Annotated in this window: 19 protein-coding genes and 1 tRNA gene; 18 read left to right on the forward strand and 2 right to left on the reverse strand. The window is 62.8% G+C overall.

What is annotated here, in order from left to right; genetic code table 11:
* Positions 1–10: 10 nt before the first annotated feature.
* Entirely contained in the window at positions 11–982 is a 972-nt protein-coding gene (locus NMB41_RS10380) for a cation diffusion facilitator family transporter (RefSeq protein ID WP_494382372.1), read from the reverse strand.
* A gap of 148 nt (positions 983–1,130) precedes the next feature.
* Here NMB41_RS10380 and NMB41_RS10385 point away from each other — a divergent pair.
* From NMB41_RS10385 to NMB41_RS10435, 11 genes are all read left to right on the forward strand, one after another.
* Positions 1,131–1,207, forward strand: a tRNA-Val gene (locus NMB41_RS10385).
* Positions 1,208–1,538: 331 nt separating this feature from the next.
* The gene (thrS, locus tag NMB41_RS10390; RefSeq protein WP_494382373.1) at positions 1,539–3,449 is read left to right on the forward strand and encodes a threonine--tRNA ligase; all 1,911 of its coding nucleotides are present in this window, start codon (positions 1,539–1,541) and stop codon (positions 3,447–3,449) included.
* Between the two features lie 89 nt (positions 3,450–3,538).
* Complete coding sequence (gene infC / locus NMB41_RS10395) at positions 3,539–4,009, forward strand: translation initiation factor IF-3 (RefSeq protein WP_494382374.1); 471 nt, start codon at positions 3,539–3,541, stop codon at positions 4,007–4,009.
* A gap of 350 nt (positions 4,010–4,359) precedes the next feature.
* Positions 4,360–4,557: a 50S ribosomal protein L35 gene (gene rpmI, locus NMB41_RS10400; protein ID WP_050407401.1), complete on the forward strand. Its 198-nt coding sequence runs from the start codon at positions 4,360–4,362 to the stop codon at positions 4,555–4,557.
* A 20-nt stretch (positions 4,558–4,577) separates the two neighbouring features.
* Positions 4,578–4,937, forward strand: coding sequence for a 50S ribosomal protein L20 (gene rplT, locus NMB41_RS10405; RefSeq protein ID WP_379721600.1), 360 nt, complete (start codon positions 4,578–4,580; stop codon positions 4,935–4,937).
* Positions 4,938–5,089: 152 nt separating this feature from the next.
* The gene (gene pheS, locus NMB41_RS10410) at positions 5,090–6,106 is read left to right on the forward strand and encodes a phenylalanine--tRNA ligase subunit alpha (protein ID WP_494382375.1); all 1,017 of its coding nucleotides are present in this window, start codon (positions 5,090–5,092) and stop codon (positions 6,104–6,106) included.
* A gap of 58 nt (positions 6,107–6,164) precedes the next feature.
* Positions 6,165–8,591, forward strand: coding sequence for a phenylalanine--tRNA ligase subunit beta (gene pheT / locus NMB41_RS10415; protein WP_494382376.1), 2,427 nt, complete (start codon positions 6,165–6,167; stop codon positions 8,589–8,591).
* Between the two features lie 110 nt (positions 8,592–8,701).
* On the forward strand, positions 8,702–9,055 hold the full coding sequence (locus NMB41_RS10420) for an integration host factor subunit alpha (protein ID WP_494382377.1): 354 nt from the start codon (positions 8,702–8,704) through the stop codon (positions 9,053–9,055).
* 45 nt (positions 9,056–9,100) lie between these two features.
* On the forward strand, positions 9,101–9,505 hold the full coding sequence (locus NMB41_RS10425) for a MerR family transcriptional regulator (RefSeq protein ID WP_494382378.1): 405 nt from the start codon (positions 9,101–9,103) through the stop codon (positions 9,503–9,505).
* A gap of 145 nt (positions 9,506–9,650) precedes the next feature.
* Positions 9,651–10,283, forward strand: a complete 633-nt coding sequence (locus NMB41_RS10430) for a response regulator (protein WP_056334485.1) — start codon at positions 9,651–9,653, stop codon at positions 10,281–10,283.
* 256 nt (positions 10,284–10,539) lie between these two features.
* Complete coding sequence (locus NMB41_RS10435; protein WP_494382379.1) at positions 10,540–12,003, forward strand: CHASE3 domain-containing protein; 1,464 nt, start codon at positions 10,540–10,542, stop codon at positions 12,001–12,003.
* On the opposite strand, the gene NMB41_RS10440 is transcribed toward NMB41_RS10435, so the two are convergent.
* Positions 12,000–12,809 carry a Crp/Fnr family transcriptional regulator gene (locus NMB41_RS10440; protein WP_494382380.1) on the reverse strand — a complete coding sequence of 270 codons (810 nt, stop codon included), beginning with the start codon at positions 12,807–12,809 and terminating at the stop codon, positions 12,000–12,002. The genes NMB41_RS10435 and NMB41_RS10440 overlap by 4 nt on opposite strands.
* Before the next feature lie 285 nt (positions 12,810–13,094).
* Here NMB41_RS10440 and NMB41_RS10445 point away from each other — a divergent pair, with 285 nt between their 5' ends.
* From NMB41_RS10445 to NMB41_RS10475, 7 genes are all read left to right on the forward strand, one after another.
* The gene (locus tag NMB41_RS10445) at positions 13,095–13,766 is read left to right on the forward strand and encodes a response regulator transcription factor (RefSeq protein WP_494382381.1); all 672 of its coding nucleotides are present in this window, start codon (positions 13,095–13,097) and stop codon (positions 13,764–13,766) included.
* Entirely contained in the window at positions 13,763–15,073 is a 1,311-nt protein-coding gene (locus NMB41_RS10450; RefSeq protein ID WP_494382382.1) for a sensor histidine kinase, read from the forward strand. Before NMB41_RS10445 ends, NMB41_RS10450 begins: the two co-directional genes overlap by 4 nt.
* Before the next feature lie 130 nt (positions 15,074–15,203).
* On the forward strand, positions 15,204–15,617 hold the full coding sequence (locus tag NMB41_RS10455) for a type IV pilin protein (protein ID WP_494382383.1): 414 nt from the start codon (positions 15,204–15,206) through the stop codon (positions 15,615–15,617).
* Between the two features lie 8 nt (positions 15,618–15,625).
* Positions 15,626–16,273: a pilus assembly FimT family protein gene (locus NMB41_RS10460; RefSeq protein WP_494382384.1), complete on the forward strand. Its 648-nt coding sequence runs from the start codon at positions 15,626–15,628 to the stop codon at positions 16,271–16,273.
* A complete protein-coding gene (locus NMB41_RS10465; protein WP_494382385.1) occupies positions 16,270–16,686 on the forward strand; it encodes a hypothetical protein in 417 nt (138 codons plus the stop codon). Before NMB41_RS10460 ends, NMB41_RS10465 begins: the two co-directional genes overlap by 4 nt.
* A gap of 8 nt (positions 16,687–16,694) precedes the next feature.
* Complete coding sequence (locus NMB41_RS10470) at positions 16,695–17,852, forward strand: PilW family protein (RefSeq protein WP_494382386.1); 1,158 nt, start codon at positions 16,695–16,697, stop codon at positions 17,850–17,852.
* Positions 17,852–18,436, forward strand: a complete 585-nt coding sequence (locus NMB41_RS10475) for a pilus assembly PilX family protein (protein WP_494382387.1) — start codon at positions 17,852–17,854, stop codon at positions 18,434–18,436. Before NMB41_RS10470 ends, NMB41_RS10475 begins: the two co-directional genes overlap by 1 nt.
* Positions 18,437–18,450 lie beyond the last annotated feature (14 nt).

Below are 18,450 nucleotides of genomic sequence, written 5' to 3' on the forward strand. Positions count from 1 at the left end.
CCGCAGGCACCTATCGGCGCGCGTGCTCAGGCTGGGTAAGCGCAGGCTTACAGTGGCTCGGGTCGAGCGGCAGGCCGCCCTCCGCTTCAGGCTGCAGCGTCACGTGATCGATCCCGTGGCGTTCGAGCAGCATCTCCTTCACGCGGCGCAGGACCGCCGGCCAGTCGGCCAGGTCGTGGATTTCGAGGTGGCCGATCAGGGCAGGGTGGCCGGGCGACATGTCCCAGACGTGCAGGTCGTGCACCGAGAGCACGCCGTCGACCTCGGCCAGGTCGGCGCCGACCTGCAGGTAGTCGATCCCGTGCGGCACGCCCTCCATCAGGAAGTGGTAAGACTCGCGCAGGATGCCGAAGGTCGATTTCAGGATCAGGAGCGAGACGAAGATCGACAGGATCGGGTCGATCCGGACCCAGTTCGTAAAGTAGATGATGGCGCCGGCGGCGATCGCGGCCACCGAGCCGAGCAAATCGCCCATCACATTCACCAGGGCCGCGCGGGTATTGATGCTCTGCGTGTCGCGCGAGAGCACCCAGGCCACCACGATGTTGATGGCGGCGCCGATCGCGGCCACGACCAGCACCACGCCGCCCTGCACCGGCTCGGGGTGGGTCAGGCGCTGCACGGCCTCATACACGATCCAGGCCACCAGGGCCAGCATGGCCAGGCAGTTGACAAAGGCGGCCAGCGCTTCGGCGCGCACCAGGCCGAAGGAATGGCGGTGCGAAGGCGGGCGCTTGGCGATCAGCTGGGCGAGCAGGGCCAGGCCCAGGGCGGCGGCGTCGGTCACCATGTGGCCGGCGTCCGAGATCAGGGCCAGGGAATTGGACATGAAGCCGGTCACGACTTCGATGACGGCGAACAGCAGCGTCATCGTCAGTGCAATGCCGAGCGCCTTCTGGCTGCGCGCCTCGATGAAATGGCCATGGCTGGCGTCGCCGTCGAGGTGGGCGTGCAGGTGGCTTGATGTCGGTGCTGAGTTCATTGCTGATTCGATAGATGGAACAGCCGGCAAGTGTAATGGATATCGGTGATTCCGGAACGGTGATGCTACGGGTAACTTTTCCGTCTCAGCACTTAATTCTGGACAAGCCTTGCGCGACGCGGACGCACCCCCTATAATGCACGTCATTGGGCGGTTAGTTCAGCTGGTTAGAATACTTGGTCGACATCCAAGGGGTCGCAGATTCGAATTCTGCACCGCCCACCAGAACACCAAGGTGCCATAAAGAGCCGTAGCGAGCGGCGGCAGTTCCGGTAGAGAAGCGCAGTCGTACGAATGTACGGCGAGCATCGCAGACCGGAAATGCAACGCGCAGTAGGCTATTTATGGCGCCGACTTGAGTAAGAGCGAGAAAGGCACTACGGTTATGACACCGCGAACTACAACCTGGTTGTGGGGGAATCGCTAGACGCGGTATGGTGTTCTTTTGCTCAATACACTGAAATCAACGCGCCTAGAGCGCGTTTTTTTTCGTCCAGAATTTTATAGTTTCGAATTTTTTAATACTTTCGGCGCGGCGCGCCACATGGAGATCACTATGCTTAACGTGCGACTTCCCGATGGCTCCAGCCGTCAGTTCGACGGCCCCGTAACGGTCGCCCAGGTGGCGACCAGCATTGCCCCCAGCCTGGGCAAGGCCGCGCTGGCCGGCAAGGTCGACGGCAAAGTGGTCGATACCTCTTTCCTGATCGAACAGGACGCCGATTTCGCCGTCATCACCGACCGCGACCCGGAAGGCCTGGACGTGATTCGTCACTCGACCGCCCACCTGCTGGCGCATGCCGTGAAAGAACTATTCCCGGATGCCCAGGTCACGATCGGCCCGGTCATCGAAAACGGTTTCTACTACGACTTCTCGTACAAGCGCCCGTTCACGCCGGAAGACCTGGCCAAGATCGAAAAGAAGATGGCCGAGCTGGCCAAGAAGGACGAGCCCGTCACGCGCAAGGTGCTGCCGCGCGACGAAGCCGTTGCCTATTTCAAGTCGATCGGCGAAGAATACAAGGCCGAGATCATCGCCTCGATTCCGGCGGGCGAAGACGTCTCGCTGTACTCGGAAGGCAGCTTCACGGACCTGTGCCGCGGCCCGCACGTGCCATCGTCGGGCAAGCTGAAAGTGTTCAAGCTGATGAAGCTGGCCGGCGCCTACTGGCGCGGCGACTCGAAGAACGAGATGCTGCAGCGCGTGTACGGCACGGCCTGGGCCAAGAAGGAAGACCAGGAGCTCTACCTGCACAACCTGGAAGAAGCGGAAAAGCGCGACCACCGCAAACTGGGCAAGGCGCTGGACCTGTTCCACTTCCAGGAAGAAGCGCCGGGCCTGATCTTCTGGCACCCGAAAGGCTGGACCATCTGGCAGCAGGTCGAGCAGTACATGCGCCATAAATACCAGGTCAACGGCTACGACGAAGTCAAGGCGCCGCAGATCCTGGACGTGACGCTGTGGCAGAAGACCGGCCACTGGGACAACTATCGCGAGAACATGTTCACGACCGAGTCGGAGAACCGTTCGTATGCCTTGAAGCCAATGAACTGCCCGGGCCACGTGCAGATCTATAACTCGGGCATGAAGAGCTACCGCGACCTGCCGCTGCGCTACGGCGAGTTCGGCCAGTGCCACCGCAACGAATCCTCGGGCGCGCTGCACGGCATCATGCGCGTGCGCGGCTTCACGCAGGACGACGGCCACGTGTTCTGTACCGAAGAGCAGATCGAGGCGGAAGTGACGGCCTTCCACGCCCAGGCGATGGAAGTGTATGACGACTTCGGCTTCACGAATATCGACGTCAAGCTGGCGCTGCGTCCGGAAAGCCGCATCGGCAGCGACGAAGTCTGGGACGAAGCGGAAGAAGCGCTGCGTTCGGCCCTGCGCGCCTGTGGCGTGGAGTGGACGGAATTGCCGGGCGAGGGCGCCTTCTACGGTCCGAAGATTGAGTACCACCTGAAGGACAGCCTCGGCCGCCCATGGCAGGTCGGCACGATGCAGGTCGACTTCTCGATGCCGGGCCGCCTGGGCGCCGAGTATGTGGCCGAAGACAACACGCGCAAGGTGCCGGTCATGCTGCACCGCGCGATCGTCGGCTCGATGGAGCGCTTCATCGGCATCCTGATCGAGAACTACGCCGGCGCGCTGCCGCTCTGGCTGGCGCCGGTGCAAGTGGCGGTGCTCAACATCTCCGATGCGCAGGCCGATTACGTAAAAGAGGTACAGGATCGCCTGAAGAAGGCCGGCCTGCGCGTTCACGCTGATTTGCGGAACGAGAAAATTACCTATAAAATACGTGAACATTCCGTCCAAAAGTTGCCATATATTCTAGTTGTTGGCGACAAGGAACGTGAAGCAAACACCGTGGCCGTGCGCGCACGGGGCAATGTCGACCTGGGCGTGATGTCCATCGATGCCCTGATCGAGCGCCTGCTTGGCGAAGTGAATGCTAAAGCCAAGTAAGCCGGCCGGTTATTCAGACATTAAAAGGAAACAACATAGCTACTGACAAGTCGTCGCATCGCATCAATGGCGAAATCAGCCACCCGGAAATGCGTTTGTCCGGGGTAGACAACGAGCCGCTGGGCATTGTGAGCCTGGCTGACGCGTTCCGTCTGGCCGAAGAAAAGAACGTTGACCTGGTCGAGATCGCGCCGAACGCGGTCCCGCCGGTCTGCCGCCTCATGGACTACGGCAAGTTCAAGTACTCGGAACAGAAGAAGGCCCACGAGGCCAAGCTGAAGCAGAAGATCATCCAGGTCAAGGAAGTCAAATTCCGTCCAGGTACGGATGAGGGCGACTACAGCATCAAGCTGCGCAACCTCATCAAGTTCCTCGACGAGGGCGACAAGACCAAGATCACGCTGCGTTTCCGTGGCCGCGAAATGGCGCACCAGGATATCGGCTTCCGCATGCTTGAACGTCTGAAGGGTGACCTGGAGCCGTATGGCCAGGTCGAGCAGTTCCCGAAGATGGAAGGCCGCCAGATGATCATGATTATTGCTCCGAAAAAGAAGAAATAATTCTCCGATTTGTAGGGTGGGCGGGGCAATTTCGGCCAATGGCCGGAATTGCGCCCACGCGGTGATTGTTATCGGCTCCGCTGTCGTGCGAGTTGATTTTGCCGCCAGCTATCACCGCGTGGGCGGGAGACCCGCCCACCCTACGTTCCTCCGGCCGGCTTTTGCGGCTCTGCGGCAACACCATTCCCCCCCAACCTGTGTTAGAATCTGCGGTTCCTGTTTTTCGAAGCAGGTTGTAGCGTATCTCGCATGCGCTGCAAAACAAGTGAAAGCAGGCATCTAAGCGCGACATCAGTTGCCACCTGCAATCCTGTTATATATGAGGCTGTCCGTGAAAAGGACAGAAGACTATGCCAAAAATGAAAACCAAAAGCTCCGCGAAGAAACGTTTTCGCGTACGTCCGGGCGGTACTGTGAAATCGGGTATGGCGTTCAAGCGTCACATCCTGACCAAGAAGACCACCAAGAACAAGCGTCAGCTGCGCGGTACCCGTAACATCAATGCGTCGGACGTGACCAGCGTCTACCGCATGATGCCAACTGCTTAATCTCACACTAAGGAGCTAATATGCCTAGAGTTAAACGTGGGGTTACCGCACGGGCCCGTCATAAGAAGGTTCTTGAGCTTGCAAAAGGCTACCGTGGCCGTCGCTCAAAAGTATACCGTGTTGCCAAGCAAGCAGTCATGCGCGCTGGCCAGTACGCATACCGCGATCGCCGCAACAAGAAGCGCGTTTTCCGCGCACTGTGGATCACCCGTATCAACGCGGCATCGCGTTCGCACGGCATGACCTACAGCGTCTTCATGAACGGCCTGAAAAAAGCCGCGATTGAACTGGACCGTAAGGTTCTGGCCGACATGGCCGTGCACGACAAGCCAGCGTTCGCTGCGATCGTCGCTGCCGTCCAGGCCAAGCTGGCTGCCTAACAGCAGTTTGCTAGAGCAAATAGCGCTGCGGTAACGTAGCGCGAAAAGAGCGGGGCATCGGTTCAAACCTATGCCCCGTTTTTGATTGTGGGGCCTTGTCAAACCAGCACGGACCCTGTGGCTCCCGCCACCATCAAAACAGGAAAACACGCATGAACTCGCTGGAAGAACTCGTCGTCTCGGCCCAGGCTGACTTTGGCGCTGCGCCTGATGCAGCCGCGCTGGAAAACGCAAAAGCAAAATACCTCGGCAAGACCGGCCAGGTAACCGAACTGATGAAGGGACTCGGCAAGCTCGACCCTGAACAGCGCAAGGCGCAGGGCGCCCTGATCAATGCCGCAAAAGAAAAAATTGAACAGGCACTGACGGGCCGCCGCGAGGCGCTGGCGAACGCCCAGCTCCAGGAACGCCTGAACGCGGAAGCGATCGACGTCACCATGCCGGGCCGCGGCCGTTCCATCGGCGGCATCCATCCAGTGATGCGTACCTGGGAACGTGTCGAGCAAATCTTCCGCTCGATCGGTTTCGACGTGGCCGACGGCCCCGAAATCGAGACCGACTGGACCAATTTCACTGCCCTGAACAGCCCGGAAAACCACCCGGCCCGTTCGATGCAGGACACCTTCTATATCGAAGGCAATGACAGTACCGGCAAGCCGCTGCTGCTGCGCACCCATACCAGCCCGATGCAGGTACGCTACGCGCGCACCCACACGCCGCCGATCAAGGTGATCGCGCCGGGCCGCACCTACCGCGTCGACAGCGACGCCACTCACTCGCCGATGTTCCACCAGGTCGAAGGCCTGTGGATTGGTGAGGACATTTCCTTTGCCGACCTGAAGGGTGTCTACCTGAATTTCGTGAAGGCCTTCTTCGAGACCGACGACCTGCAGGTGCGTTTCCGCCCGTCTTACTTCCCGTTCACGGAACCGTCGGCCGAGATCGACATCGCCTTCGGCTCGGGCCCCTTGAAGGGCCGCTGGCTGGAAGTGTCTGGCGCGGGGCAGGTGCATCCGACCGTCGTCAAGAACTTCGGGTTGGATCCGGAAAAATTCATCGGCTTCGCGTTCGGCTCCGGCCTTGAGCGCCTGACGATGCTGCGTTATGGAATCAACGATCTGCGCCTCTTTTACGAAGGCGACTTGAGATTCCTGAAGCAATTTAATTAATAGTGTCGTCGATTCAGTACGATCAATAATAAATTACGCAGTTACAAGGCTAAAGATTATGCAATTCTCCGAAAACTGGCTCCGTTCCATGGTCAACCCGAACATGAGTTCGGATGAACTGTCCCACCTGCTGACGATGTCCGGCCTCGAAGTCGAAGAAGTCGAGCCGGTCGCGCCGCCATTCTCGAACGTGGTCGTGGCCGAAGTGGTCGAAGTGGCCAAGCATCCGAACGCGGACCGCCTGAACGTTTGCCAGGTCGATGTCGGCACCGGCACGCTGCTCAACATCGTCTGCGGCGCGCCGAACGTGCGCGCGGGCATGAAGGCGATCTGCGCCAAGGCCGGCGCCGTGCTGCCGCCTGGCGCCGACGGCAAAGCTTTCGAAATCAAGGTCGGACAACTGCGTGGCGTCGAATCGCAGGGCATGATGTGCTCGGCCAAGGAACTCAAAATTTCGGAAGAGAGCAGCGGCCTGATGGAGCTGCCGTTTGACGCGCCAGTGGGCGCCAGCATCCGCGACTACCTGGGCCTGGACGACCTGAAGTTTACGATCAAGCTCACGCCCAACAAGGCGGACTGCCTGTCGGTGCTGGGCGTGGCGCGCGAAGTGTCCGCGCTCACCGGCACGCCGCTGCACCTGCCGACCACGGTGCCGGTGCCGGTGACCATGGACGAGATCCTGCCTGCCAAAATTTCGGCGCCGGATTTGTGCGGCCGCTTTACCGGGCGCGTCATCCGCGGCCTGAACGCGAAGGCAAGCACGCCCGACTGGATGAAGCAGCGCCTCGAGCGCTCGGGCCAGCGTTCGGTGTCGGCACTGGTCGACATCTCGAACTACGTCATGCTCGAAGTCGGCCGTCCGTCGCACGTGTTCGACATGAACAAGATCCACGGCAGCCTGGACGTACGCTGGGGCAAAAAGGGCGAAACGCTCAAGCTCTTGAACGGCAACACCGTTGAGGTCGACGAATGGGTCGGCGTGATCGCCGACGAGAAAGAAATCGAGTCGCTGGCCGGCATCATGGGCGGCGATTCGACCGCCGTGACCCTGGAAACGACCGACATCTACCTGGAAGCGGCCTTCTGGTGGCCGAACGCGATCCAGGGCCGTGCCCGCAAATTCAATTTCTCGACCGATGCGGCGCACCGCTTCGAGCGCGGCGTCGATTACGCGACCACGGTCGAGCACATCGAGCGCATCACCGCGCTGATCGTCCAGATCTGCGGCACGGAAGCAACGAAAGTCGGCCCGATCGACGACCAGATCGCGAACCTGCCGCAGCGCCAGCCGGTCGTGCTGCGCACGGCGCGCGCGCAAAAGGTCATCGGCGTGCCGATCACCGACGAGATGGTGGCCGATATCTTCACCCGGCTGCACCTGCCGTTCACGCATGAGGCTGGCCAATTTGCCGTCACCGCGCCGTCCTACCGTTTCGACATCGAGATCGAGGAAGACCTGATCGAGGAAGTTGCGCGCGTGTATGGCTTCGAAAACATTCCTGCCAACCCGCCGGTCGCGCCGAGCGCGATGCTGATCGAACCGGAAAACACGCGCTCGCTGTTCGCGATCCGCCACCGCGCGGCCGACCTCGGCTACCAGGAAGTGGTCAACATGAGCTTTGTGGAAAGCGTCTGGGAACAGGATTTCGCTGCCAACGATGCGCCGATCAAGCTGCAGAACCCGATCGCCAGCCAGATGAGCGTCATGCGCTCGACCCTGATCGGCGGCTTGCTGGCCAACGTGCGCTACAACCTGAATCGCAAGGCGGGCCGGGTGCGCGTGTTTGAAATCGGCGCCATCTTCAAGCGTAATGATGCGGTTGCCGACGGTCCATTGTCGGTGGCGGGCTTCGAGCAGCCCAAGCGCGTTGCCGCCATGGCTTATGGCCCGGCGCTGGACGAGCAGTGGGGCGTGCCGACTCGCGCGGTCGACTACTTCGACGTCAAGGCCGACCTGGAAGCCCTGTTCGCCCCGCGTGTGGTACGCTTTGTGAAGGCTGAGCACCCGGCGCTGCATCCGGGCCGCTGCGCCAACGTCGAGCTCGATGGCCGCGTCGTCGGTTTCATCGGCGAACTGCATCCGCGCTGGCTGCAGAAATACGACCTGGCGCAGGCGCCGGTCCTGTTCGAAGTCGATGCCGACGCGCTGCAGCAACGCGTGGTCCCGCGCTACACCGAGATTTCGAAGTTCCCGGGCGCCACGCGCGACCTGGCGCTGGTGGTGAAGCAGGGCGTTCCGGCCCAGGATGTCATCGATGCCTTCGCCTCGGCCGCGGCCGCCCATCCGAATGGCAAGATCGTGCAAGCCATTGTTTTATTTGACGAATACCGCGGCAAGGGCCTGGAGCCGGACGAAAAATCGCTTGCTTTCCGCTTTAGCTTGCAAGATACTCAATCGACCTTGCAGGACGATGTCGTCGAGGCCGTCATGGCTTCGCTGGCTGAGGCTGCAAGAGAAAAACACAGCGCAAAACTGCGCGGCTAAGTTTGTCATTCCAAAACATGTCCATCTGAAGGCAGGGCTTCAAAATTAATAACAACGACGTTGATTCGGCCGTATTCCAGGAGGCCCTGGCGGCCGACCTGCATCGCGCGATGCAGGTGGCACGAGTACGGCAGGAAGCGGAAAAGGATCTCCCGACCCTGACCAAGGCCGAGTTGGCCGAGCTGCTCTTCGAGCAGGTCGGCTTGAACAAGCGCGAAGCCAAGGACATGGTCGAGACTTTTTTCGATGAGATCCGTAACGCGCTCGAGCGCGGCGAGGCCGTCAAGCTGTCAGGCTTCGGCAACTTCCAGTTGCGCGACAAGCCGCAGCGGCCTGGCCGCAATCCAAAAACCGGAGAAGAGATTCCGATTACGGCGCGCCGTGTCGTGACTTTCCACGCCAGCCAGAAACTGAAGGGCATGGTTGAAGAGACCAGCCCGGCATCGATGGCGCGCGCCGCCTGAGTCAGCCAGTCAGTACCGCTACTCGGTACACCTAAAAAGTGAGCCATGAACGATCGCCCGAACAAGATTGAACTGACCGCGCTGCCGCCGATCCCGGCGAAGCGCTACTTCACGATCGGCGAAGTGAGCGAATTGTGCGGCGTCAAGCCGCACGTGCTGCGCTACTGGGAGCAGGAATTTACTCAGCTAAAGCCAGTCAAACGCCGAGGTAACCGCCGCTATTACCAGCACCATGAAGTGCTGCTGATCCGGCGCATTCGCGAGTTGCTCTACGAACAGGGCTTCACGATCAGTGGTGCACGCAACAAGCTCGACAGCCGCGCCAGCAGCCTGGCAGGCGGCATCGAGGATGTGCAGGTCGAAGAGACGCCCGTCGTCGATACGGCCAAGCTGCGCGTGGAGCTGCTCGATATCGTGGCCTTATGCAAGCAGAGTGTAAGCCCAGCTTAATGTAGCGTTAACGCGGCAGTCATGCGTCTGTTACAGGAGACGCTTGAGTGCTAAAATGTTACATGCGGCTTAGGTACCAACGCACGACAGCCGGGGTGAGCCATCCCCGGCACTTTCCTGTGCCAGGAAAATTTAAGGGAAGACAATGATACGCGTTGCCATTTGTGACGATCACCAGATAGTTCGAGCAGGTTTCAAACAAATTTTCTCCTCGTCCGGCGATTTCGAAGTCGTCGCTGAAGGCGCCACCGGCCGCGAGGCGCTGGACATTGCCCGTCGCGAGATCTGCGATGTGCTGCTGCTCGACATCGCCATGCCCGACCAGAGCGGGATTGACATCTTGCGTACCATCCGCCAGGGCCAGCCGAACCTGCCGGTGCTGATTCTCTCCGGCTATCCGGCGCAACAGTACGCGCTGAACCTGTTCAAGATGGGCGCCAATGGCTACCTGAACAAGGAATGCGATGCCGACGAGCTCAAGACTGCCGTGCGCACCGTGTTCCAGGGCCGCCGCTACGTGAGCTCGACGGTCGGCGAACTGCTGGCGCAAAGCTTCGACCGCGATCCGAACACGGCTTTGCATACCGAGCTGTCGGACCGCGAATTCCAGGTCTTCCTGCGCCTGGCCAAAGGCGCGACCGTGTCCGATATCGGAAACGCGCTGTCGCTGTCGATCAAGACCGTGTCCACCTACCGTACCCGCATCATGGAAAAGATGGGCCTGCAGTCGAACAGCGACCTGACCTATTACGCCATGAAGAACAACCTGCTCGACTAAGCAGCAGTTTGCGGGCGCCTCCCGGCGCCTGCCCTTGCCGGCCTCCAATCGCCGGCCGCGGTTCCGACACCGCACGCGTGTCATCGCGCAACGTCCGCCCGTGGCAAACCGTCATCATGTGACGGCCCCACGGTCCCGGCCGCCAGCGCACATCTGAGTTTCCCTTCTATACGACAAGATTGCTGGGCTGCATTGAAGCCTCACAGGGACTATAATCAACCCGGTCCGGCAAGCTGCGCGAAAGGAACCTTTGCAGATGTATTTTTCCACCGATCCCCTCCCGAAACGCAGCCGCTCGCTTCCCCTGTACAAGACGCTGCTGTGCTTTGCCGTCGTGGCGATCCTGCTGGTCAACGGCATCAGCCTGTTGCGCAATCTCGACGGGATGAAGGCCGCCAATTCCCTGCAAGACCAGACCGCCAAAGTCACGGACGAGCTGCAGCACCTGAACCTGCTCGTCACGGATGCGGAAAGCAATCTGCGTGGCTATTTCCTTTCCGGTTCGCCGAGCTATCTCGGCTCGGTGACGGGCGCGCCCGCCCGCATCGATGCCCAGTTGCACAAACTGAGTGCGCTGCTGGCCGACAATCCTTCTCAGCAAAAGAACCTGGCCCAGCTGCGCCTGCTCGTCGAGCGCCAGCTGCGCATGATGAACGAAGCGCTGACCATCTACCGCGATGGCGGGCTGCAGGAAATCCTGACCATTACCGGCGCGCCGACCGAAGGCGACACCGACGAGATCCGCCTGCAAGTGGTAATCATGCTGGGCGAACAGAACGAATTGCTCAACGCGCGCAGCGCGGCCTTTTACGACGAGTACCGCCATGCCGTGATCCTGGGCCTGGGCATCAATGCTGCGGCGATTGCCGTGCTGCTCTTGTTCTACCAGCTGGTGCAGCGCAGTTTCGCCGCGCGCGCCCGCGCCGAACAGGCCTTGCAGCTGGTGAACGAGCAGCTCGAATCGCTGGTGGCACGCCGCACCGAACAGCTGTCGGTGCTGTCGCGCCACCTGATCCATGTGTCGGAAGAAGAAAAATCGCGCCTGGCGCGCGAGTTGCACGACGAAATGGGTGCGAACCTGACGGCCATCGGGATGGACCTGGCCAGCGTCGGCGAACAGCTGCGCGGCAGCCGGCCCGAGCTGGCGGCCATGCTGGCGCGCGCCCGCGCCACCTTGGTCGATACGGTGCAACTGAAACGCCGCATCGTCGAAGACCTGCGCCCGAGTCTGCTCGACAACCTGGGCCTGGGCGCCGCCCTGCAAAGTTATTGCGAGGATTATGGTCGCGTGACCGGGCTCGACTGCGACATCCTGATCGACGGCGACGTCGACAGCGCCGGCCCCATGCATGCGATCGCCTTGTTCCGCATCGTGCAGGAGTCGCTCAACAACATCGCCAAGTATGCCCAGGCGCGCAGCGTGATCGTGCACCTGGCGCGCGAAGACGACGCCTTGTCGCTGGAAGTCATTGACGACGGCATCGGCATCGGCTCCGACGCGATTACGCGTTCGAAATCGCACGGCTTGCTGGGCATGCGCGAAAGGGCTTTGCTGCTGGGCGGGAAACTCGATATCGACCGTGGGGTCAACGGGGTGGGGACTTGCGTGCGGGCATGGATTCCGGCCGTGGGAACAACGGCAGGCGCCGTCGCATTGATGCCGCCGTCCCCATCGCCGGTCCTGCCGGCGGTGGGAGAGGGCGACCGGTTTGCCGCTTAGCGCGCGACGTCCATCAGCAGACGATCGTATTCAGTCTTGGCGACCTTGTAGCATTCGCCGGCATAGTCTTCGAGGCCGGTACGGTCCAGCACGGTGATGTTGCCGCGGCGGTACTGGATCAGGCCTTCATCCTGCAGCTTGCCGGCTGCTGCCGTGATGCTTTCGCGGCGCACACCCAGCATGATCGAAATCAGTTCCTGGGTCACTTTCAGTTCGTTGCCTGGTGAACGGTCCAGGCGGTCGAGCAGCCAGCGGCAGAGCTTCTGCTCGATCGAGCTGTGGCGGCCGCCCACGGCGTTCTGGGCCATCTGGGCGAACAGGGCATTGGTGTAGCGCATCAGGAGCTGGGGCAGGGCGCCGCCCTTCATGAATGCGTCACGCAGGAATTGGGTTTTCAGGCGGTAGCCGTAGCCGGCGCTCTGCACGACGGCGCTGCACATGGCGCGCTCGCCCATGAAGAGCGACACACCGACCACGCCTTCGTGGCCGACAACGGCGATCTCGGTGGTGGCGCCGTCTTCCATGACATACAGCAGCGACACGATTGAGGTTGTAGGGAAATACACGTATTCAAGTTTGCTGCCATACTCGAACAGCTCCTTGCCGAAGGGCATAGGAACCAGTTCCAGGTGCTCGAACAGGGCTTCCAGGTCAGGGCGGGGAAGGGCTCCGAGCAACTCGTTTTGTTGGGTGCCGGAGACGCTGACAACTGGACGGGACGCCGCTTTGATATCCTCTTTGGTCGAAAGAAGCTGGTTGACCGATTGTGCTTTTTGCGTGACACCACCGAGTTGAGCGTTGTTCATTTTCTGTCCTCTTATCTAACGTACTGCATGAAGTGCGACTTCCGGAGAGCTTGTTCACTATGTTGACAAGATCTCAATCGCGATGTGTGTACGATACGGCTTCCGTCTGTTGGCGAACATAAGATTAGGGGTTGCTCCTGTGTAGGCACTATGCATGGTGTCGTGTCAGTCCAGTCCTACTGGGAAAGATGCCGCAAATCAGGGCTTTTCTTTTGGTAGAGCAAACAATTGCTTCATAATGGGTGCGCTCGCAACCATTTACCTCCTCATTTACTTCGATAACTCATGCACGTCCTCCTCGTCGAAGACGACGCCGTCCTGGCCGATGGCCTGACCCGCACCCTGCAGGGACACGGCATGCAGGTCGAACTGGCGACCGATGGCCTCCAGGCCGACGCCCAATTACAGCGCAATCCTCCGCAAGTGGCTGTCCTCGATATCGGCCTGCCCGGCATCGACGGCTTCGAAGTCGTGCGCCGCCTGCGTGCGCGCGGCGATACCACCCCCGTGCTGCTGTTGACCGCGCGCGACGCCATCGAAGACCGCGTGCGCGGCCTCGAACTGGGCGCCGACGACTACCTGGTAAAACCCTTCGCCACGCCTGAACTGGTGGCCCGCATCCGCGCGCTGGCCCGGCGCAACGCCCCGAAGACCGGCATCCTCACGCTCGGCAACCTGGTCTTCGATTCCGGCGCCCGGCGCGCGCGCGTCAACGACCGCGCGCTCGAGCTGTCGGCGCGCGAATGGGCGGTGCTCGAATACCTGCTGCAGCAGGCGGGGCGGGTAGTCTCGAAGCAGCAGATCATCGACACCATCGCGCCCTGGGGCGAGGACTTGACCCTGAATGCCGTCGAAGTCTATGTCTCGCGCCTGCGCCTGAAACTCGATGGCGCCGGCCTCGCGCTGCGTACGATCCGCGGGTTCGGCTACCTGCTGGAAGCGGCCGCCAGCGAATGAGCAGCATCCGGGTCAGGCTCCTGAAATGGCTGGTCGGCCCGATCCTGGTCGTCAACCTGGGCGCCGCCGCGCTGACCTATCTGCTGGCCTGGACCCCGGCCCAGCTGGCATTCGACGAAGGATTGCGCCTGGACGCCGCCACCCTGGCCGCCCGTGTCCGTGTCGGCGGCGCGCCCGCGCTGGCGTCGACTGGCGCCGACAGACTCTCGGGCGAATCGAGCTGGGCCGCCCTGCACGATGCGCAAGGCAGGCTGCTGGCCGGTTCGCCTGAGCTGCCCGGCGCCCGGCGTACCCGCATGCTGGATGCGCGCCTGAACGGCGAGCCGGTGCGGGTGGCCGTGGCCGAGGTGCCGGGCTCGAACGGGCAGCACGTCAGCCTGGCGCGCACCACGCGTGCGCGGCAAGGCGTGCAGGCGGCGATCGTGCGCTCGCTGGTGCTGCTCGAAGTGCTGTTCAGCCTGGCGTTGGTGGGCCTGGTCTGGTTTTCGGTCGGGAACGGCCTGGCGCCGCTGGCCCGCCTGCGCGCCCGGCTCGACGCCCGCGGCAGCAGCGACCTGGCGCCGATCCTGGACACCGGCATGCCGCGCGAACTGGTGCCCGTGGTCGACGCCTTCAATGCCTTATTGGGCCGCATCGAACTGGGCGCGCGCGCGCAGGACGAATTTCGCGCCAACGTCGCGCACCAGCTGCGCACGCCCCTGGCCGGGCTGCGCCTGCAGCTCGAGTGGCTGGCCGCGCGCCACGCGCAGGAGCCCGAGACGCGGCACTCGGTCGAACTGATGCTGCAGGCGAACGAGCGCATGATCCGCCAGACCAACCAGCTGCTCTCGCTCGAACGCGCCGAACCGAACCGCTTTGCGCGTGCGCGCCTGGCGCCTCTCGACCTGTCGGCGCTGGTGGCCGAGAGCGTCCAGCATTTCGTCGAGCAGGCGGCCAGGCGCGACATCGACCTCGGTTTCGAACTTGACCGGGCGAGCGTGCAGGGCGACCGTTTCCTGCTGCGCGACCTGGTCGACAACCTGGTCGACAACGCGCTGCGCTATACGCCGCGCGGCGGGCGCGTGACTGTCGGCTGCGCCGCGCTCTCTAGCGGCGGCGCCATGCTGCGGGTCGAGGACAACGGTCCCGGCATTCCCGCGCACCTGCGCGGCCAGGTCTTCGAGCGCTTCGTGCGCCTCGACGAAGGCACCCATGGCAGCGGCCTGGGCCTGGCGATCGTGCGCGACATCGCCAACCTGCACGGCGCCGAGCTGACGCTATCGGACGCGAAAGAGGGCGGCGCCGTCTTCACCGTCGCCTTCCCCTAGTTTCTACTGTCAGCTTCCTGTCAGCATTTCCTCAGGGAAATGCAAGCTTGCTGCGTTACTATTCTCCCAAGGCAACTTTTATTTCCGGTGCGCTGGCCTTGCAGCGGCCTCTTTACCCTCGGGAACCGACATGAAACCTCAGGCTGGCTTCACGCTCATCGAACTCATGATCACGATCGCCATCGTCGGCATCCTGTCGGCGATCGCCATCCCGAATTACGGCAGCTATGTGCTGCGCACGCGCCTGACGGATGCCTATTCGGGCCTGGCCGGCGTGCAGCCCGCGGCCGAGCAGCACTGGGCGAACACCAACAGCTACGCCGGCTTCACGGCCTTGCCGGCCAATACCGAGAACTTCACCTTCGCCGTCGCCAATGCCAGCGAGAGCGCCTACTCGATCACGGCCACCGGCAAGAACGCGACCCTCGGCTTTGTCTTCACGATCGACCATAACGGCCAGCGCGCCACGACCGGCGTGCCGTCCGGCTGGACCGCGAGCGCCAGCTGCTGGGTGCGCGACAAGGGCGGGAAGTGCAGCCAATGAGGCAGCCAATGAGGCAGCCAATGAGGCAGCGCGTGCGCCCGGCGGCAATGCGCGGCTTCACCTTGCTCGAAGCCCTGGTCGCCCTGGCCATCATGGGCGTCGTGGTCTCGATCGGCATGCCGAGCATGAGCAACTGGATCTATGCCGGCAAGGTGGCCGCCGCAGGCCAGTTCTATGCCGAGGGCTTCGCCATGGCGCGCAACCAGGCGCTGACCCAGAACGGCACCAGCCGCCTGGTGCTGAGCGCAAATCCGACGAATGGCCAGTTCGACTGGCGCATCGACATCTGCTTCCCGCGCTCGAACAATCCCTGCAACGAGATCAGCGAGAACTGGTCGACCACGACCGCCGCGGCAACCGATGACCCGAAAGGCGTGAACGGTTTCAAGTCGCTGCTGCGGCGCGCCGACGCGCTGCCGCCGGCGGCCGAACTGGCCCAGTCGACCGGTGAAGACAATGCGCGCGCCGTCTATTTCACGCCGCTCGGCTGGGTCGATCCCGCGATCGGCCCGCGCCTCGAGCGCATCGACATGAAACCGGCCGGCAAGAAGACCGGCGCCGCCCCCGAGACCGCGATCGTGCTGACGCTGGCCGGGAACGCCATCCGCTGCAAGCCGCTCGTTGCCGCCAACGACCCCTACAGGTGCCCGCCATGAACATGATCCCGAAGCGCCGCCAGGACGGCGTCGCCCTGCTCGAGGCGCTGCTCGCCGCGGTCCTGCTGGCCATCGGCTTGCTCGGCACGATCGGCCTGCAGGCGCGCGCCCATTCGGCCCTGCTTGATGCCGGCATGCGCGCCGAGGCGACGATTGCCGCCGAACGCCTGATCGGCATGATGAGCACCGACGCCCAGAAGCTCGACGACTACAAGCTGGCGGCCGGCGGCACGCCCGGCGCGCGCCTGGCGCCCTGGCACAGCGCCACCAAAAAAAGCATTCCCGGCGCGCAGGTCGTCATCAGGATCGCCCCGGCCAGCCTGTCCTTTCCCGCCGTCGTGACGGTCTCGATCAGCTGGCAGCGCAAGGCGGGCGCCCAGGCCAACACGCACACCGTCAACGCCTACATCTAGGAGCCGGCATGCGACCCATTTCCTCAAGCGCGCAGGGCTTCTCGGTGGTCGAGCTGCTCGTGAGCGTGGCCATCGGCCTGCTGGCGCTGGTATTCGCGACGCGCCTGATCACGGGCTCCGAGCAGAGCAAGCAATCGGCGCTCGGCGGCTCGGACGCGATGCAGAACGGGATGCTGGCGATGTTCTCGGTCAGTAACGACGCCAGCCAGGCCGGCTTCGGCCTGAACGACCCGATCATCATCGGCTGCAATACGCGCTTTACCGACAATGCCGGTTTCATGCTGGCACAGGCGCCGCGCGGCGGCGCCGTCATTCGCCCGCTGGCGCCGGCCATCATCGTATCGAACGGCACCGCGCCCGACGTCATCAGCCTGTACTCCGGCAGTTCCGTCACCGGCACCGGCACCATGCGCCTGGCGACCGACTACGGCGGCGGCACGCGCCTGGACACCGACCGCCTGCCGTACGGCTTCGCCGTCGGCGACGTGGTCGTGGTCGCGCCCGAGGACCGCATCGGCGACTGCGCGCTGGCCCAGATCTCGGCCCCGCCGAACGGCAATCCCTGGGTGATGGTGGGCGGCGGCGCCAATTTCCGCTACAACACCGGCGCGCTCGGCCCCTCGTTCAAGGGCAGCCGGGCGCGCATCTTCAACCTGGGACCGGCCGCTACGCTGTCGCTGCACACCTGGTCGGTCAACAACGGCTTCCTGCGCCTGCGCTCGACCGACATGGAGGGATCGAGCGCGACGCCCGCCACGGTGGCCGACAACATCGTCTCGATCAAGGCCCAATACGGCTTCGACCTGCGCAACGGCGACACTTTCAAGAAACGCAAAAGCATGCAGGTGGGGCGCTGGTCGACCACGATGATCGATGCCGACGCAAACGGCGTGACCGGCAGCCCGGGCGACTACGAACACCTGGCCGCACTGCGTATTGCCGTTGTCGCGCGCAGCAAGACGCGCGAGCGCCCGAACGCGGCCGGCGCCTGCAGCGCCACCACCAGCTTGCCGACCGTGTTCGCCACCGACGAACCGGAAGGGGTGACGCCCGTCCCCATGAGCGTGGACGTGGCCGTGGCGAACGACAGCGCCGACTGGCGCTGCTACCGCTACCGCGTGTTCGAAACCATCGTCGCGCTGCGCAACGCGGGCTGGAAACCATGATGAAACGATCCCTGCACACCCAGTCCGGCATCGCCTTGCCGGTCATGCTGGTCATCCTCCTGGTGATGCTCATCTCGAGCATCTACCTGCTCAAGTCGAGCAACACGACGACGCTCACGGCCTCGAACCTGGCCTACGATTCGGCCCAGAGCCGGGCCGTCGACTTCGGCCTGCACGAAGCCTACCGCTGGCTCGAGACTACATCGGTCGGCAACAAGGACCGGCTCGACACGGACGCCGCGGACTCCGGCTACAGCGCCACCTACGACACCACCCAGGGTGTGCGCACGCCCGCCTTCTGGACCCGCTCGCGCATTGTCAACGTGGGCAACCAGCGCGTCGAATTCGCCATCCACCGCATGTGCGACCTGCCGCTGCCGTACAACGACAAGGACAACAACTGCATCCAGACCAGCGACAACCCGCTGGCCAGCGGTGCGCCGCTGGCGGTCGGGGCCAGCAATGCGATCTCGACGCCACGCTACGCAGAGGTGCCGCGCGTGCACTACCTGATCACCGCACGCATGGACGGCGCGCGCGGCGGCAATGTCGTCAACCAGTTGGTGGTGCTGATCGGCGGCTGACGCCGCCCACCGAA

Source organism: Massilia sp. FBCC-B171, from assembly GCF_059134155.1.

Coding starts and splice junctions, on each gene's coding strand:
- pheT (WP_494382376.1), top strand. CDS start 6,165: ATGCAATTCTCCGAAAACTGGCTCCGTTCCATGGTCAACCCGAACATG.
- NMB41_RS10430 (WP_056334485.1), top strand. CDS start 9,651: ATGATACGCGTTGCCATTTGTGACGATCACCAGATAGTTCGAGCAGGT.
- infC (WP_494382374.1), top strand. CDS start 3,539: ATGCGTTTGTCCGGGGTAGACAACGAGCCGCTGGGCATTGTGAGCCTG.
- NMB41_RS10455 (WP_494382383.1), top strand. CDS start 15,204: ATGAAACCTCAGGCTGGCTTCACGCTCATCGAACTCATGATCACGATC.
- rpmI (WP_050407401.1), top strand. CDS start 4,360: ATGCCAAAAATGAAAACCAAAAGCTCCGCGAAGAAACGTTTTCGCGTA.
- NMB41_RS10475 (WP_494382387.1), top strand. CDS start 17,852: ATGAAACGATCCCTGCACACCCAGTCCGGCATCGCCTTGCCGGTCATG.
- NMB41_RS10440 (WP_494382380.1), bottom strand. CDS start 12,809: ATGAACAACGCTCAACTCGGTGGTGTCACGCAAAAAGCACAATCGGTC.
- pheS (WP_494382375.1), top strand. CDS start 5,090: ATGAACTCGCTGGAAGAACTCGTCGTCTCGGCCCAGGCTGACTTTGGC.
- NMB41_RS10470 (WP_494382386.1), top strand. CDS start 16,695: ATGCGACCCATTTCCTCAAGCGCGCAGGGCTTCTCGGTGGTCGAGCTG.
- NMB41_RS10380 (WP_494382372.1), bottom strand. CDS start 982: ATGAACTCAGCACCGACATCAAGCCACCTGCACGCCCACCTCGACGGC.
- NMB41_RS10445 (WP_494382381.1), top strand. CDS start 13,095: ATGCACGTCCTCCTCGTCGAAGACGACGCCGTCCTGGCCGATGGCCTG.
- NMB41_RS10450 (WP_494382382.1), top strand. CDS start 13,763: ATGAGCAGCATCCGGGTCAGGCTCCTGAAATGGCTGGTCGGCCCGATC.
- NMB41_RS10420 (WP_494382377.1), top strand. CDS start 8,702: ATGCAGGTGGCACGAGTACGGCAGGAAGCGGAAAAGGATCTCCCGACC.
- NMB41_RS10460 (WP_494382384.1), top strand. CDS start 15,626: ATGAGGCAGCCAATGAGGCAGCGCGTGCGCCCGGCGGCAATGCGCGGC.
- NMB41_RS10465 (WP_494382385.1), top strand. CDS start 16,270: ATGAACATGATCCCGAAGCGCCGCCAGGACGGCGTCGCCCTGCTCGAG.
- thrS (WP_494382373.1), top strand. CDS start 1,539: ATGCTTAACGTGCGACTTCCCGATGGCTCCAGCCGTCAGTTCGACGGC.
- NMB41_RS10425 (WP_494382378.1), top strand. CDS start 9,101: ATGAACGATCGCCCGAACAAGATTGAACTGACCGCGCTGCCGCCGATC.
- rplT (WP_379721600.1), top strand. CDS start 4,578: ATGCCTAGAGTTAAACGTGGGGTTACCGCACGGGCCCGTCATAAGAAG.
- NMB41_RS10435 (WP_494382379.1), top strand. CDS start 10,540: ATGTATTTTTCCACCGATCCCCTCCCGAAACGCAGCCGCTCGCTTCCC.